This window comes from Sphingomonas sp. NFX23 (assembly GCF_049887795.1).
In the GTDB taxonomy this organism is placed as follows: domain Bacteria; phylum Pseudomonadota; class Alphaproteobacteria; order Sphingomonadales; family Sphingomonadaceae; genus Sphingomonas.
The window spans coordinates 1-16,219 of the sequence record NZ_JAGEKH010000004.1 but is presented as its reverse complement, the minus strand read 5'-3'; the positions used below and the strand labels follow the sequence as shown (position 1 = coordinate 16,219).

The following is a 16,219-nucleotide window of genomic DNA, read 5'->3' as shown; positions in this document are numbered from 1 at the left end:
CGCTCGATCACGACGATATGCCCGCATGACGCGGTCGATCGAGCCCGCTACACCAACCTTATGATCCGCCTCGCCTTTCTCGCGCTTGCCGCAATGTCCACGTCCGCCGTGGCGCAAACGCCTGCTTCGCCGCCGCCCAAGCTGCTGACTTGGCCCGACCTGACCAAGCGGCCGAAACCGGTGCCCGATGCGACCGTCGACTATGGCACTGACCCGATGCAGAAGATCGACGTCTGGCTTCCTAAGGGCAAGACCAAGGGGCCGTTCCCCGTGGTCGTGATGGTCCATGGCGGCTGCTGGACGACGAGCATCGCCGATCGCAGCCTGATGAACTGGATCGCCGACGACCTGCGGAACACCGGCGTCGCGGTCTGGAACATCGACTATCGCGGCGTCGACCGCACCGGCGGCGGCTATCCCGGTACGTTTGCGGATGCTGCAAAGGCTACCGACCAACTCAAGGTCAGCGCCAAGACGTTCAACCTAGATACGCGCCACGTTCTAGCGATTGGCCACTCAGCCGGCGGCCACCTTGCGCTCTGGCTCGCCGCCCGCGCGAAGCTTCCCACGACGAACCCCCTCTACACCGCGCACCCACTCCGCATCCACCATGTCATCAGCCTCGGCGGCCTGCCCGATCTCGAAGCCACCGCGACTAACGCCGACAATGGCTGCGGCACCGAAGTCGTCGCGAAACTGGTCAGCACGCCCACGCCGCAGCATCCGGACGTCTACGCCGACACCTCGGTCGCGCGCCTCCTGCCGCTCGGGGTAAAGCAGGACCTCGTCAACGGCCGCGAGGACAGGATCATCCCCTTCGTCATGGCGACCGACTATATCGCCAAGGCCAGGGCGGCCGGTGACACCGCCACGCTCCACACCATCCCCGCGACCGGCCATGTCGAACTGATCGCGCCGGAAACGCCTGCCTGGGCCGAGGCCAAACGCCTGATCCTGTCCTATTTCGGAAAGAGCCAGTGACCCTCGAAGACGCCCGCGCACTCGACGCGACCGATCCGCTCGCCGCCTACCGCGACAAGTTCGCGCTCCCCGAGGACGTGATCTACCTCGACGGTAATTCGCTCGGCGCCCTGCCCGAGGCCACGCCCGCAGCGCTCGCCGACGTCGCGACGCGCCAATGGGGCGACCGCCTAATCCGAAGCTGGAACGAAGGTTGGATCGAGGCTCCCCAACGGATCGGTGCGAAGATCGCGCCGCTGATCGGCGCGGGCGAGGACGAGGTGATCATCGGCGACACCACCTCGACGCACCTTTTCAAGGCGTTGGTTGCCGGGCTGCGCAGCAATCCGAAGCGTTACACGGTCTTGAGCGAGGCCGGTAACTTCCCCACCGACCTGCACATCGCTGAGGGTGCAGTCGCCTGCGTCCCCGGCGCACGGCTCAAAGTGGTGGCCCGCGAAGACCTCGCCGCCGCGCTCGACGAAGACACCGCGGTCCTCCTCCTCACCCACGTTCACTACAAGACCAGCGACCGCTTCGACATGGCCGCCTGGACTGCCCGCGCGCACGATGCCGGCGCGTTGATGCTCTGGGATCTGAGCCACAGCGTCGGTGCGGTCCCGATCGAGCTCAACGGCGCGAACGCCGATCTCGCCGTCGGCTGCACGTACAAATACCTCAACGGCGGCCCCGGCGCGCCTGCGTTCCTCTACGTCGCCAAGCGCTGGCAGGACACGCTCGCCAGCCCGCTATCCGGCTGGATGGGCCACGCCGCGCCGTTCGCGTTCGAGGATGCCTACCGTCCCGCCCCCGGCATAAAACGCTGGCTCGCCGGCACTCCCGCGATGCTCTCGACCGCAGCACTGGAAACCGCGCTCGACCTCTGGGCCGACATCGACCAGCACGCCGTCGCCACCAAGAGCGCGCAACTGTTCGACATCCTCGCCGCAGCCGGCGACGCGCTAGGCCTCGACTGCGTCAGCCCCCGTGATCCCGCCAAACGCGGCAGCCACATCAGCTTTCGCCACCCGCACGCTTACGCCTTGACCCAAGCCCTCATAGCTAGAGGCGTTATCGGTGACTTCCGCGACCCCGACATCCTCCGGCTGGGGCTGACGCCGCTATATCTCAGCCATGAAGACGTCTGGCGCGCAGGCGAGATATTGCGGGATACGGTGGAGACCGAAAGCTGGCGCGATCCGGCATATTCGCAACGGCTCGCCGTGACCTGAGCACGCTTGACGGCATATCCCACTTAATCGATAGTGATTAGATCGATCACGGGAGACTGTCCATGAAGTGGGTTGTTAGTGGCGCTATCGCGTTGTCCCTCGCCGGATGCAGCAAGGCTCCCGAAAGTAGCGCCGGGGAGCCCGACATCGCCGGCAACTCTGTCGCCGGGGTGGCATTCGACTACAGCTATGACCTGACGCTACCCTCGTCCCGGATCCCGGATCTTCAGGAGGAACATGCGCGGGCCTGCGAACGGCTCGGGCCAACGCGCTGCCGGATAACGGGATTGCGCTACACGGTTGGGCAGCAAGGCGACGTCAGCGCAAGCCTGTCGGTCAAGATCGCCGCCCCCCTGGCGCGCGCCTTTGGCCGGGCCGGGGTGAAGCAAGCGGAGAGCGTGGGCGCAACGCTGACGGGGGCGGATATCAGCGGAACCGATGTCGCCACCGCCGCCGCGGCGACAGCGACCGAACGGACCGACGTCGCTGCCGAACGCGCCCGGATCGACCGCGAACTGGCCCGTGCCGATCTGGCCCCGCGCGAACGTGCCGAACTCCGCCAGCAACAGGCGGTCGCGCAAGGCCAAGCCACGGCGGCGGCCGCGACGGCATCCGAACAGCGCGAAAGTCTCGCCAATACGCCGATGTCGTTCGACTATACGACCGGCCGCGGGACCGGCCTGGTCGACCGTCTGCAAGATGCTGGCGACACTGCGCTCGGCTCGATCGGCTTGACCGTCACGGCGCTGCTATGGGTGCTGGCAGCGCTTGGCCCGCCACTGGTGGTGGCCTTGCTGGCCTTCCTGGTTTGGCGGCGTTGGATCCAGCGTTGGTGGACGGACTTGATGACGCGCATAGATCGTCGGACCGGCCGACCGCTCGCGACTGCCCACGACACGCCGTCCCCGCCCTTGCGATGACATCGGGCAGTATTCCGGGGGCAGTCATGCGCCGCGATTGCACCCCCCGCACCCTTCGCCTATAGGCGCGGCCTATTCCGGCCTCGGCTTCGCGAACGATCTCGCGTAGGCTGGGGCCGCTCGATTTTCATCGCTCGATTTCCAGGGGACCGCGCATGGCTCGCCGCCGCCAGATCTACGAAGGCAAGGCCAAGATCCTCTACGAGGGTCCCGAGCCGGGCACGCTGATCCAGTATTTCAAGGACGACGCGACCGCGTTCAATGCCCAGAAAAAGGGCACGATCAACGGCAAGGGCGTGCTCAACAACCGGATTTCCGAGCACATCTTCACGCTGCTCGATCATATCGGCGTGCCGACGCACTTCATCCGCCGGCTCAACATGCGCGAGCAGCTGATCCGCCAGGTCGAGATCGTCCCGATCGAAGTCGTCGTGCGCAACGTCGCCGCGGGCTCGATCTCGACGCGTCTCGGGATCGAGGAGGGCACCAAGCTGCCCCGCACGATCATCGAATATTACTACAAGGACGATGCGCTCGGCGATCCGATGATCTCCGACGAACACATCGCCGCGTTCGGCTGGGCGAGCCAGGAGGAGATGCACGACATCGCCGACCTCGCGATCCGCGTGAACGATTTCCTGTGCGGGCTGTTCGCCGGCGTCGGCATCCGCTTGGTCGACTTCAAGCTCGAATTCGGCCGCATCTTCGACAACGACTTCGGTCGCATCATCCTCGCGGACGAGATCAGCCCCGATGGCTGCCGCTTGTGGGACATGGAAACCAACGAGAAGATGGACAAGGATCGCTTCCGTCGCGATCTCGGTGGTGAAGTCGAAGCGTATCAAGAGGTCGCACGCCGTCTCGGCCTGCTGCCCGAGGGTGCCGACAACGCCGTCCTCGACCTCGAAAAGCATCGCAAGAACCGGGGCAAGTAAATGAAACTCAAGGTTTTCGTGACATTGAAGCCTGGCGTGCTCGATCCGCAGGGCCGGGCGATCCACCACGCGCTCGGCAGCCTCGGCTTTGACGGCGTGCACGACGTCCGCCAGGGCAAGCTGATCGAACTGGAAGTCGCCGACGACACCGACGACGCGACGATCGACGGCATGTGCCGCAAGCTGCTCGCCAACACGGTAATCGAGAATTACCGGGTCGAGCGCGCATGAAGACCGCCGTCATCGTCTTTCCGGGTTCCAACTGCGACCGCGACATCGCCGTCGCGCTGGAGGCGGTGACCGGCGTCAAGCCGCTGATGGTCTGGCACGGTGATGCGGACTTGCCGGCGGATGTCGGCTTGGTCGCGGTCCCCGGTGGCTTCTCGTATGGCGACTACCTGCGCTCGGGCGCGATTGCGGCACGGTCGCCGATCATGCGCGCGGTCGTCGAGCAGGCTGGCAAGGGCTTGCCCGTGCTTGGTGTCTGCAACGGCTTCCAGGTGTTGACCGAGGCGGGTCTGCTTCCCGGTGCGCTGATGCGCAACGAGGGGCTGAACTTCGTCTGCCGCGACGTCGCGCTGACCGTCGAGACGGCGAGCTCGACGTTCACGTCGGGCTATTCCGCGGGTGAACGCGTGTCCTTCCCGGTCGCACACCATGACGGCAATTACTTCGCCGACACCGAGACACTCGACCGCCTCGAAGGCGAAGGCCGCGTCGCCTTCCGCTATGCCGAGAGCGTCAACGGTTCTGCGCGCAACATCGCGGGTTTGTTGAACGACAAGGGCAACGTGCTCGGCATGATGCCGCATCCGGAGCGTCGGATCGAGGCGGCGCACGGTGGCACCGATGGCCGTCGTTTGTTCGAAGGCCTGCTGGAAGCCGTCAGCGCGTAACCTCCGTTACCTGAACCCGTTTCCTTATTGAACGCTGAAACACGCCCCCCCCGGCGAAGGCCGGGGCCCAGTTGGGACACGTTGCTGGCGACGGTCGCGCTCCATTATTGCAACCTTTCCAACTGGACCCCGGCCTTCGCCGGGGAGGGGGAATGTTTACGTTGCCGGCGCTAAACCCTGGTCCGGAATGGCGAGAAGTCCGTCCCGCGGTCGTACACATCCACACCCTCGCGCCGCTTCAGCCACCCCACCGCCACATACGTAAGCGGCGTCAGCAACACCTCCCACGACACCTTCAGCAAGAACTGGCTGACCATCACCATCAGCATCGCCTCCACCGGCCAATCAGGTGCGCCGTAGAAGGCGAGCGGGTAGAAGATCAGGCTGTCGAACGCCTGCCCCACGACCGTGCTGCCGATCGTCCGCGTCCACAGCATCCGCCCCTGCGTCCAGATCTTCATCCGCGCGAGCACGAAGCTGTTGGCAAATTCTCCCACCCAGAACGCGCAGATCGACGCGAACACGATCCGCGGCACCTGTCCGAACACGGACTCATACGCCGCCTGCCCCGTCCACCCGGCATCGGGCGGCAGCGCGACGACGACCGTGGACATGAACACCATGAACAACATCGCGCCGAACCCCGCCCAGATGCAGCGCCGCGCATACGCATAGCCGTAGACCTCGGTCAGGACGTCGCCGATCACATAGCTGACCGGAAAGAACAGGATGCCCGCGCCGAACGGCCACGCGCCGATGAACGGCAGGTCGATCACCGCGCGCTTGCCCGCCCCGATCACGTTCGACAGCAGCAGGATCGTGACGAACGCCGCCATCACGAAATCGAAATAGCGAAACTGCGCGCCGCCGACCGCGCTCGCGTCCACCGGTTCGAGCCCGGGCGCCTGATCCGTTCCAATTTCCATGCCCGGCGTTATGATCGAGGTTCCAAGCCCGCACAATCCGCGCTAGTCGTCGCCGCAGCGCGCGCCCGTAGCTCAGCTGGATAGAGCAAGGAGCTTCTACCTCCTCGGTCGGGGGTTCGAACCCCTCCGGGCGCGCCAACTCGCAAGTCGCTCTCGCCGTGCTTTAGGCACCCATGGGACCTCGCGCATGAGTGCAAGGCTAGACGCGGATGATATCGATACCACAGTTTTGGTAGCGCCTGTGAGGCTTTCTGTACGCAGTTATCGGCTGCCGGACACCGCCTTCCCATATTTTAATTGTGCGATTAATCGGTCGCGTTTACTTGAATCGTCGTTACGTCTGGGACGGGTCACCGACGTGACGTCAGGATTGGGGACTTGACGCTGACGCTGCGCAGCGTACGGTACCGCTAACAAAAACGGAGGGGATAACATCGTGAAGATCGCATTCACGTCGGCGGGGGCTTTGCCCGTCGACTGGGAACAGGCGGCGTTGCTCGGTCGTATCGACCTTGGCGACGGTCCGACGCCCGTGATCGTTCGCGATGGCCGCGTGTATGAAATGTCCGCCGTCGCGCCGACAGTCGCCGATTTGGTCGCGGGTGGGGATTTCGATACCGATGCCGGCGCCGATCTCGGTGCCCTCGGCGACTTGAACCTGACGCCAGCGGCCGATGGCAAGACCCGTCTGCTCAGCCCGATCGATCTCCATGTCGTCAAGGCATCGGGCGTTACCTTCGCCGTATCCGCGCTCGAACGCGTGATCGAGGAGCGCGCACGTGGCGACGCGTCCGCGGCGACCGCGGTCCGTGCCCGCCTCGAAGAGCGCGTCGGCGGCAGCATTCGCTCGGTCGTCCCTGGCTCGCCCGAAGCCGCTGCGCTGAAGGCCGCGCTGATCGAAGACGGCATGTGGTCGCAGTATCTCGAGGTCGCGATCGGCCCCGATGCGGAGATCTTCACCAAGGGTCCGACGCTGTCGACGATCGGCTGGGGTGGCGAAATCGGTATCCGCTCCGACTCCACCTGGAACAATCCCGAACCCGAAGTCGTGCTCGTCGTCGACCGCAACGGCCGCACGGTCGGCGCGGCGCTCGGCAACGACGTCAATCTGCGCGATTTTGAGGGGCGGTCGGCGCTCCTGCTCGGCAAGGCCAAGGACAACAACGCGTCCTGCTCGATCGGGCCGTTCATCCGGCTGTTCGACGAGAATTTCGGCATGGACGACGTCCGCGCGGCACAGATCGCGCTGACGATCGAAGGCGCCGACGGCTACCGGCTCGACGGCAGCAGTTCGATGGACCAGATCAGCCGCGATCCCGAGGAACTCGTTCGCCAGGCGATGAGCGAGCATCAATATCCCGACGGCTTCGTGCTGTTCCTCGGCACACTGTTCGCACCGACGCAGGACCGCGACGAGCCCGGCCGCGGCTTCACGCATGCGGTCGGCGACGTCGTCACGATCTCGAACCCGAAGCTCGGCGCGCTGGTCAATCCGGTGACGACGTCGAAGGATGCGGCGCCGTGGAATTACGGGATCGGCGACCTGATGCGCAATCTCGCGAGCCGGGGGCTGCTCGGCCATACCAAGAATCAAGGGGCGTAAGCGCGTGTTGCAGAAGACCGAAATGGCCGACCAGACGGCGATCTATCCTAGCCTGAAGGGCAAGCGCGTCCTGATCACCGGCGGCGCGTCGGGGATCGGCGCCGGTCTGGTCGAGGCGTTCGCGCGTCAGGGGGCGCATGTCGCGTTCGTCGATATGGCCAAAGACGCCGCGGAGGCGCTGATCGAGACGCTGACGCCCGACGTCGCGACCGCACCGATATTCCTGCCGCTCGACCTGCGTGACGTCGATGCGCTGAAGACGACCGTCGCGACGATCGAGGACCGGCTGGGCGGGATCGACGTGCTGATCAACAATGCCGCGAACGACGATCGCCACACGATCGAAGAGATCACGCCCGCTTATTGGGACGAGCGGATGGCGACCAATTTGCGCCACCTGTTCTTCGCAGGGCAAGCCGTGGTGCCGTCGATGAAGCGCGCAGGCGGTGGCGTGATCCTCAATTTCGGCTCGATCTCGTGGCATCTCGCGCTGCCCGAACTGCTGATCTACCAGACGGCCAAGGCCGGCATCGAGGGTATGACCCGCGCGATGGCGCGCGATCTGGGTGGTGACGGCATCCGCGTCAACACGATCGTCCCGGGCAACGTCGAGACGCCGCGCCAGCTCAAATGGTACACGCCCGAGGGTGAGGCCGAGATCATCGCGGCGCAGTGTCTGAAAACGCGCGTGCAGCCTGCGGACGTCGCGGCGCTGGTGCTGTTCCTCGCGTCGGACGATGCGCGGATGTGCACCGGTCACGATTATTTCGTCGATGCCGGGTGGCGTTGAGATGAGCCGCGCGGTTCCCGCCGAAACGACCGCGGAAAGCATCTGCGACGTCGGCGCGACGCTCGGCGAGGGCCCGATCTGGATCGCGCGTGACGCCGCGCTCTGGTTCGTCGACATCAAGTCGCCGTGCGTGCACCGGTTCGATCCGGCGACGGGAGCGCTCGACACCTGGAAGGCGCCAGACCAGATCGGCTGGATCATTCCGGCAGACGATGGCGGGTTTCTCGCCGGCGTCCGTGGCGCGCTCCACCGGTTCGATCCGGCGACCGGCGCATTCGACGAGATTGCGGTCGTTCACGCCGAAACTCCCGGCAATCGCCTGAACGATGCCGCGCGCGATCCCACCGGGCGCGTATGGTTCGGGACGATGGATAACGCTGAGTCCGAGGACACCGGCCACGTCTATCACTGGCATGACGGTGAACTAACCAAGACGGAGATCCCGCCCGTCGCGATCACCAATGGCCCAGCGATCTCGCCCGACGGCCGCACGCTGTATGCGGTCGACACGCTCGGCAAGCGGATCGACGCCTACCCGATCGACGCGGACGGTAATGTCGGCGAGCCACGGCTTTTCCTGACGATCGGCCCCGACGATGGTCACCCCGACGGGGCGATCTGCGATTCCGAAGGTGGCGTCTGGGTCGGGTTCTTCGGCGGCTGGGCGGCACGCCGGTTCGCGCCAGACGGCACTTGCACGGACATTGTCCGCTTCCCCGTCGCGAACATCACCAAGATCGCGCTCGGTGGGCCCGACGGTCGCACCGCCTATGCGACGACCGCCGCGAAAGGCCTCGACGACGAGGCGCTCGCAGCCCAGCCGCTCGCCGGAAACCTGTTCACCTTCCGCGTCGCCATTCCCGGCGTCCCGGTCGAACCCGTCACACTTTAGTGCAACCCATTTCACGACACCCCATTCACGATAAGCGTCGCCGTTAGAGCGCCGTCACGGAGAGGAAAACCAATGACTATAGCGGCAGAATCCGCGCCCCAAGTGAACCGAGCCCTGATTGCGATGATCGTCATCGTCGCGACCATTGGCGGGTTCATGTTCGGCTATGACTCGGGCGTCATCAACGGTACGCAGGCGGGGCTCGAGAGCACGTTCGCGCTGTCGTCGCTCGGCACCGGCTTCACCGTCGGCGCGATCCTGATCGGCTCGTCGGTCGGCGCGTTCATGGCCGGGCGGCTTGCCGACAACCTTGGCCGCCGCAACGTCATGATGATCGCCGCGGTGCTCTTCATCGTCAGCGCACTCGCGGCAGGTGCGGCAACGTCGGCCACGATGTTCGTGCTCGCGCGCATCGTCGGCGGCCTCGGCATCGGCGCCGCCAGCGTGCTCGCCCCGGTCTACATCTCCGAAGTCGTTCCCGCGAACGTCCGCGGCCGGCTTTCGAGCGTGCAGCAGATCATGATCATCACCGGGCTGACCGGCGCGTTCGTCGCCAACTGGTATCTCGCGCGCATCGCCGGATCGTCGACCGCGTTGTTCTGGCTCGATTACCCGGCATGGCGCTGGATGTTCTGGATGCAGGTCATCCCCGCCGCGATCTATCTCGCGACGCTGTTCCTGATCCCCGAAAGCCCGCGCTTCCTGGTGCTCAAGGGCCGTTACGACGAGGCGCAGGTCGTTCTCACGCGCCTGTTCGGTGCCGCCGAGGCCACGCGCAAGGTCGCCGAGATCCGCGGCTCGCTGTCGGTCGACGCGCACCGTCCCAAGCTGTCCGACCTGATCGACAAGGCGAGCGGCAAGATTCGCCCGATCGTCTGGACCGGCATCGGCCTGGCGATCTTCCAGCAGTTCGTCGGCATCAACATCGTGTTCTACTACGGCTCGGTGCTGTGGCAGTCGGTCGGCTTCAGCGAGAGCGATGCACTGCTGATCAACATCCTGTCGGGCTCGCTGTCGATCATCGCCTGCCTGCTCACCGTCGCGCTGGTCGACAAGGTCGGCCGCAAGCCGCTCCTGCTGATCGGTTCGGCCGGCATGACCGTCGCGCTGTCGATCGTCGCGATCTGCTTCGCCAGCGGCGCGATCGTCGAGGGTTCGCTGCACCTGTCGGATCGCAACGGCCTGATCGCACTGATCGCAGCCAATGCGTATGTCGTGTTCTTCAACTTGAGCTGGGGCCCGATCATGTGGGTGATGCTCGGCGAGATGTTCCCAACGCAGATCCGCGGTTCGGGTCTGGCGGTCGCGGGCTTTGCGCAGTGGTTCGCCAACTTCGCGATCTCGGTGAGCTTCCCCACGATGGCGATCTCGCTCGGTCTGTCGCTCACCTACGGCTTCTACGCACTGTCCGCGTTCGTCTCGTTCTTCTTCGTCTGGAAGATGGTTTCGGAAACGCGTGGCCGCGAGCTGGAAGACATGGTGGGGTAATACCGACCACCGGACCACGGGTTGGGTCGCGGTCCGGTTAGGTCCGATGGCTCATGCAGAAGTTGGACTTGGCCTGTATTAAGTCAGACAGCCAACGACCTCCCTCCAATAGCACTACCCCGGCGGAGGCCGGGGCCCAGTTGGCAAGGCGGAAGTAACGGCGGACCTTCCTCCGTTAGCAACGTCCCCCAACTGGGCCCCGGCCTCCGCCGGGGAGGCGCTTTTTGGGGGACGACTTCGGTTCATGATACCGCGTTTCGAGACGCTTGGCCGCCTCCCTCGGTCAATCCAGCGGAGGCGCGAAACCAGATTGGCTGAGCCCTGCGCATTGATCGCAAGGCTCGGCCATATGCATTCTTGGCGCGGAAGATGATCAGTCGCTTAAAGATGGGGTGAGACACCAAGCCCCACCCTCAGACGCCAGGCCTCAGGCTCAGTGGTTATGTCGAGGCGTCTTCGCTGAAATCCCACGATACTTTACCGCGAAATCGAGCACGCCGCCTTCGGCAAGCTGCCCGGTCTTCTCGCGGTAGAGTTCCTCCCACGGCGTATTGCTCTCAGGCACCGGTGGCAGCCCCTCGCCCTTTCGCCGCGCAATCTCGTCGGCCTCGACCAACGCATCGCAGGTCCCAGCGACCAGATCGATCCGGACCACATCGCCCGTCCGAATCCACGATAACCCGCCGCCGACAGCGCTCTCAGGCGACACGTTCAGGATCGAAGGACTGTCCGACGTCCCGGACTGGCGCCCGTCGCCGAGCGTCGGCAGCGCGAGCACGCCGCGCTGGATCAGCGCGTCGGGCGGCTGCATGTTGACGACTTCCGCCGAGCCGGGCCACCCGATCGGCCCGGCGCCGCGGATCACCAGGATGCAGCCCTCGTCGATCTCCAGCGCAGGATCGTTAATGCGGTGATGATAATCGTCCGAGCCCTCGAACACGATCGCCCGCGCCTCGAACCGATCCTCGGCCCCCGGAGTCGAGAGATAGCGCGTGCGGAACGCCGGCGAGATCACCGACGTCTTCATGATCCCGAAATCGAACAGATTGCCCTTCAGCACCAGGAAGCCGGCGCGCTCCATCATCGGCGCGTCGAACGGCTTGATCATCTCGCGGTCGCGCGTCTCACGCCCGGCGATGTTCTCGCCGATCGACCGCCCCGTGACGGTCAGGCAGCTCGTGTCGAGCTTCCCGCCGGCAATCAGTTCGTGCAGCACCGCGGGCACGCCGCCCGCCCGGTGGAACCGCTCGCCGAGATACTTGCCCGCCGGCTGCATGTTGACCAGCAACGGCAGATCGTAGCCGTGATCCGACCAGTCCTCTGGATACAGCGTGACGCCGGCGTGCTGCGCCATCGCCATGATGTGCGGCTGCGCGTTGCTCGACCCGCCGATCGCGCTGACCACGCGGATCGCGTTCAAGAAGCTCTCGCGCGTGAGAATCTTCGAGGGGCGCAGATCCTCATACGCCATCTCGACGATCCGGCGGCCGGTCTCGTACGCCATCTGCCCGCGCTCGCGGTACGGCGCAGGGATCGCCGCGCAACCCGTCAACGACAGCCCGAGCGCCTCGGCGACCGCGTTCATCGTCGAGGCCGTGCCCATCGTGTTGCAATGCCCGGCGGACGGCGCACTGTCGGTGGCGCGGTTGAGGAATTCCTCCTCGTCGATCTCACCCGCGGCGAGCTTGCGCCGGCTGCGCCAGATAACCGTCCCCGAACCGACCAGCTCGCCGTCATGCCAGCCATCGAGCATCGGTCCGCCCGACAGCACGATCGCGGGGATATCGACGGTCGACGCCGCCATGATGCCCGACGGCGTGGTCTTGTCGCAACCGGTGGTCAGCACGACCGCGTCGATCGGATAGCCATACAGCGTCTCGACCAGCCCCAAATACGCCAGGTTGCGGTCGAGTGCCGCGGTCGGCCGCCGGCAATTCTCGAAGATAGGATGGACCGGGAACTCCATCGCGATGCCGCCCGCATCACGAATCCCGTCCCGCGTCCGCTTGGCGAGTTCCAGATGGATGCGGTTGCACGGCGACAGGTCGCTGCCCGACTGCGCGATGCCGATGATCGGCCGGCCCGAGCGCAGTTCCGCCGGGGTCAGCCCGTAATTCATGAAGCGTTCGAGATAGAGCGCGGTCATGTCCGAGCGGGCGGGATCGGCGAACCAGTCGCGCGATCGGAACGGCTTCACCGGTACACGGTCCACTGCAAACTCTCCTGAACGCGGTCGATTATCTGATGGGAGCGCTACCGCGAGGGTCGTCGGTCGGTCAAGCGCCTGCAAACACTATAAGTGAACGCGCGACGGTGGTCGGCGACGCGGCGCAGCGTCCGACTGACGGCGGACCAGCGTGTAATCGAGCACGACATGGCCGTTCGCATCCTTGCCGCCGCTGCGACGATTGAAGATCGCCGATACGAGCAGTTCGACCGCCGCGCGCGACATGTCGGCGATCGGCTGGTGGATGGTTGTCAGTTCGGGCCAGATCGTCGTCGCAAGCGCGCTGTCGTCGAACCCGCACACCGTCAGGTCGCCCGGCACGTCCAGACCGCGGCGATGCGCGACCGCGACGGTCGCCGCCGCCATGTCGTCGTTGCTGGCGAAGATCGCGGTGGGTGCATCCTTCGCGTCGAGCAATTGCTCGGCACCGTCGAGCCCGGAGCGATAGGTAAACAGGCCGCCCACCACCAGCGACTCGTCTGGCGCCAGACCGGCATCGGCAATCGCCGCGAGATACCCCTCGTGACGAAGCCGGCTCGCGGTCTGGTTCGGGTTGCCGATGATGAACCCAATCCGCGAATGACCCAGCTTAACAAGGTGTTCGGTCATCGCGCGGGCAGCTTCGAAATCGTCGATCGTGACCGCAGCCGACCCATCCGGCGGCGATCCGGTCGCGACGACGACGGTCGGCACGCCGGCTTCCGTCAGCACGTCGAGCACCGCGCGCGAATCGCACAGCGGCGGCGGCAGGATCACGCCGTCGATCCCGCTTTCGATCATGTGCCGCGCAACCTCGATCTCATGGTCGCCGATGTCGCATTTCTCGACGATCAACTGGACGTCGCTGCGGCTCGCCTGTTCCAGGCTGCCGACCAGGAACTCGCTCAGATACGCCGCGCTCGGATTGCTGTAGAGCAGGCCGATCCGCATCTGCCCGCCGCCGGCCAGGCTGCGCGCGGCGCGGTTAGGTGCGTATCGCAGCGTATCGATTGCGACATTGACCGCCTCGCGCGTCGCCTCCCGGACCTTCGCTTCCCCGTTGATGACGCGCGAGACGGTCATCGGTGAGACGCCTGCGAGAACCGCGACGTCGGAAATGGTGGGTGCGCCGCTTCTGCGGCCCGAAGTGTTGCGCGGCTTGCGCGTGGCGAGGCTCATGCCGCGCTTTTTAGCAGGTGATTGCCATATTATCAGCATGTAATCTGAGTTACCGTGGTCGTATACTCAGAGAACATCGCGCCGCCGCCGTTCGCTCTTGCGTGTTATCGCTCCCAAGATTAGTCGGACAATCGGTTTTGCCTTACCGGGCAGCAAGCACATATGGGACGGACGGGGAGTGCGCGTGCGATACAATCTGATCCGTACACTCTACCCAAGCCATGGCCTCGGTGTCACATTGCCGTCCGCGACTGCTGCTACGCACTGGAACATGGTTCGCCTTCGCACCACATTGAAGAATGTGCCGAGAGTGATAGCGCGACCTTTGTGGCCTCGGCGCATCTTGGCCGACGACTTCCCGACGCACCGCCGTTCCGGTTGGCGCGTCCCTCGATTTGATTTGGAGAACTGACATGGACGGTACCTTCCCGATCGGCGCGCGCGCCGTAGACAGCGACGTCACCTTCCTCGCGATCGACCCGTCGACCGATGCGAAGATCGAACCGGCCTTTGCCGTTTCGAGCGAAGAAGACGTTGCGGAAGCCTGCAAGCTCGCCGAAGCAGCGTTCGACATTTTCCGCGAAACCGACCCCGAAACGCGTGCGAAATTCCTCGAGACGATCGCCGACGAGATCGAGGCTATCCACGATCCGCTCGTCGCCCGCGCTATCCAGGAAAGCGGCCTGCCCCGCCCACGCCTCGAAGGCGAGCGCGGTCGCACCACCGGTCAGCTCCGCCTGTTCGCCAAGCATCTCCGCGCCGGCACCTGGGCCTCGGTCGTCATCGACGAAGCACAGCCCGATCGTAAGCCCGCTCCCCGCTCCGACCTTCGCCAGCGCCGCATCGCGGTCGGCCCGGTCGCGGTGTTCGGTGCATCCAACTTCCCGCTCGCCTTCTCGGTTGCTGGCGGCGACACCGCCTCCGCACTCGCCGCCGGCTGCCCGGTCGTGGTCAAGGGTCACCCCGCGCATCCCGGCACGTCGGTGATGGTCGGCAAGGCGATCCAGGCCGCGGTCGCCAAGTGCGGCCTGCCCGAGGGCGTGTTCTCGCTGGTCCAGGGTCCCGCGAACGAACTCGGCGCCGCACTCGTCAAGGATGCGCGCATCAAGGCGGTTGGCTTCACCGGTTCGCGCGGCGGTGGCTTGGCCCTGGTGGCACTCGCCGCAGCCCGCCCCGAGCCGATCCCGGTCTATGCCGAGATGAGCAGCGTCAACCCCGTAATCCTGTTCCCCGCGGCTCTCGCGGCGCGCGGCGAAGCGCTCGGCAAGGCCTATGTTGGCTCGCTGACGATGGGCTCGGGCCAGTTCTGCACCAACCCCGGAATCGTCGTCGCGGTCGATGGTCCAGACCTCGACACCTTCGTCGAAGCCGCCGCTGCCGCCCTTGGCGAGGCTGCGCCACAGGTCATGCTGACCCCCGGCATCCATGCCAGCTACGACAAGGGCGTCGCCGCGCTCGCCGGTCACGATGCGGTCGAGACGCTCGCTCGCGGCACCGAGGCCGAGGGCGCAAACCGCGGTCGTGCGGCTTTGTTCTCGACCACCGGCAAGGCGTTCGTCGCCGACCCTGCGCTGTCGCATGAAGTGTTCGGTGCGGCCTCGATCATCGTCCGCTGCGCCGACCTCGCCGAGGTCCGCCAGGTTCTCGAACAGGTCGAGGGCCAGCTGACGATCACGCTGCAGATCGACGAGGGTGATTATGCCGACGCTGCGACGCTGGTGCCGGTGCTCGAGCGCAAGGCCGGTCGCATCCTCGCGAACGGCTGGCCGACGGGCGTCGAGGTTGCGCCGGCGATGGTGCATGGCGGGCCTTTCCCCGCGACGTCGGACCCGCGCACGACCTCGGTCGGTACGGCTGCGATCGAGCGCTTCCTGCGCCCGGTCTGCTACCAGGACCTGCCCGACGCGTTGCTCCCCAAGGCGGTCAAGCACGACAACCCGTTGGGCCTGCCTCGCACCGAGGGCTGATCGGGTTATGGAGATGAGGAAGGGGGTGCTCTCGCATGGCAGCCCCCTCCTCCTTGTTCTCCCGCGAAGGCGGGAGCCCAGTCTGGGTCCACGCCTTCGCGGGGAAACATGCTTGGGGTCGAATGCCTGTTACTGGCCACCACCCCGGCTTACCGATCACCACCCCGGCGAAGGCCGGGGCCCAGTTGGAGAGGTTGTCGTAATGAAGGGTAACGCTCCGTTAGC

At 65.5% G+C, this 16,219-nt stretch carries 14 protein-coding genes and 1 tRNA gene; 12 read left to right on the top strand and 3 right to left on the bottom strand.

The genetic code is table 11. From position 1 onward, the window contains the following. Positions 1-60: 60 nt before the first annotated feature. From J4O76_RS11035 to purQ, 6 genes are all read left to right on the top strand, one after another. Positions 61-981 carry an alpha/beta hydrolase family protein gene (locus tag J4O76_RS11035; RefSeq protein ID WP_426281880.1) on the top strand — a complete coding sequence of 307 codons (921 nt, stop codon included), beginning with the start codon at positions 61-63 and terminating at the stop codon, positions 979-981. Next, positions 978-2,192 (top strand): kynureninase, encoded by a 1,215-nt coding sequence (kynU, locus tag J4O76_RS11030; RefSeq protein ID WP_426281879.1) that lies wholly within the window; start codon positions 978-980, stop codon positions 2,190-2,192. The genes J4O76_RS11035 and kynU overlap by 4 nt, the downstream gene beginning before the upstream one ends. Before the next feature lie 62 nt (positions 2,193-2,254). Next, entirely contained in the window at positions 2,255-3,112 is an 858-nt protein-coding gene (locus J4O76_RS11025; protein WP_426281878.1) for a hypothetical protein, read from the top strand. Positions 3,113-3,267: 155 nt separating this feature from the next. Next, positions 3,268-4,047 carry a phosphoribosylaminoimidazolesuccinocarboxamide synthase gene (purC, locus tag J4O76_RS11020; protein ID WP_056050712.1) on the top strand — a complete coding sequence of 260 codons (780 nt, stop codon included), beginning with the start codon at positions 3,268-3,270 and terminating at the stop codon, positions 4,045-4,047. Then, a complete protein-coding gene (purS, locus tag J4O76_RS11015) occupies positions 4,048-4,278 on the top strand; it encodes a phosphoribosylformylglycinamidine synthase subunit PurS (protein WP_056482414.1) in 231 nt (76 codons plus the stop codon). It begins immediately after the preceding gene. Continuing rightward, positions 4,275-4,943 carry a phosphoribosylformylglycinamidine synthase subunit PurQ gene (gene purQ / locus J4O76_RS11010; RefSeq protein ID WP_056482417.1) on the top strand — a complete coding sequence of 223 codons (669 nt, stop codon included), beginning with the start codon at positions 4,275-4,277 and terminating at the stop codon, positions 4,941-4,943. Before purS ends, purQ begins: the two co-directional genes overlap by 4 nt. Positions 4,944-5,113: 170 nt before the next feature. Here purQ and J4O76_RS11005 read toward each other — a convergent pair whose 3' ends face one another. Continuing rightward, positions 5,114-5,869: a queuosine precursor transporter gene (locus tag J4O76_RS11005; protein ID WP_426281877.1), complete on the bottom strand. Its 756-nt coding sequence runs from the start codon at positions 5,867-5,869 to the stop codon at positions 5,114-5,116. A 61-nt stretch (positions 5,870-5,930) separates the two neighbouring features. On the opposite strand from J4O76_RS11005, the gene J4O76_RS11000 reads away from it, so the two are divergent. The 5 genes from J4O76_RS11000 (at position 5,931) to J4O76_RS10980 (ending at position 10,642) form a co-directional block, all read left to right on the top strand. After that, positions 5,931-6,007 (top strand) — tRNA-Arg (locus tag J4O76_RS11000). A gap of 295 nt (positions 6,008-6,302) precedes the next feature. After that, complete coding sequence (locus J4O76_RS10995; RefSeq protein WP_426282428.1) at positions 6,303-7,472, top strand: fumarylacetoacetate hydrolase family protein; 1,170 nt, start codon at positions 6,303-6,305, stop codon at positions 7,470-7,472. A 22-nt stretch (positions 7,473-7,494) separates the two neighbouring features. Then, the gene (locus tag J4O76_RS10990) at positions 7,495-8,262 is read left to right on the top strand and encodes an SDR family NAD(P)-dependent oxidoreductase (RefSeq protein ID WP_426282427.1); all 768 of its coding nucleotides are present in this window, start codon (positions 7,495-7,497) and stop codon (positions 8,260-8,262) included. Next, entirely contained in the window at positions 8,246-9,154 is a 909-nt protein-coding gene (locus J4O76_RS10985; RefSeq protein WP_426281876.1) for an SMP-30/gluconolactonase/LRE family protein, read from the top strand. The genes J4O76_RS10990 and J4O76_RS10985 overlap by 17 nt, the downstream gene beginning before the upstream one ends. Positions 9,155-9,226: 72 nt before the next feature. After that, positions 9,227-10,642 carry a sugar porter family MFS transporter gene (locus tag J4O76_RS10980; protein ID WP_426281875.1) on the top strand — a complete coding sequence of 472 codons (1,416 nt, stop codon included), beginning with the start codon at positions 9,227-9,229 and terminating at the stop codon, positions 10,640-10,642. A 433-nt stretch (positions 10,643-11,075) separates the two neighbouring features. Here the strand turns inward: J4O76_RS10980 and J4O76_RS10975 are convergent, their stop codons facing one another. Both J4O76_RS10975 and J4O76_RS10970 read right to left on the bottom strand, forming a co-directional pair. Next, the gene (locus tag J4O76_RS10975; protein WP_426281873.1) at positions 11,076-12,854 is read right to left on the bottom strand and encodes an IlvD/Edd family dehydratase; all 1,779 of its coding nucleotides are present in this window, start codon (positions 12,852-12,854) and stop codon (positions 11,076-11,078) included. 81 nt (positions 12,855-12,935) lie between these two features. After that, positions 12,936-14,027 carry a LacI family DNA-binding transcriptional regulator gene (locus J4O76_RS10970; protein WP_426281872.1) on the bottom strand — a complete coding sequence of 364 codons (1,092 nt, stop codon included), beginning with the start codon at positions 14,025-14,027 and terminating at the stop codon, positions 12,936-12,938. Positions 14,028-14,440: 413 nt separating this feature from the next. On the opposite strand from J4O76_RS10970, the gene J4O76_RS10965 reads away from it, so the two are divergent. After that, entirely contained in the window at positions 14,441-15,994 is a 1,554-nt protein-coding gene (locus tag J4O76_RS10965; protein ID WP_426281871.1) for an aldehyde dehydrogenase (NADP(+)), read from the top strand. Positions 15,995-16,219 lie beyond the last annotated feature (225 nt).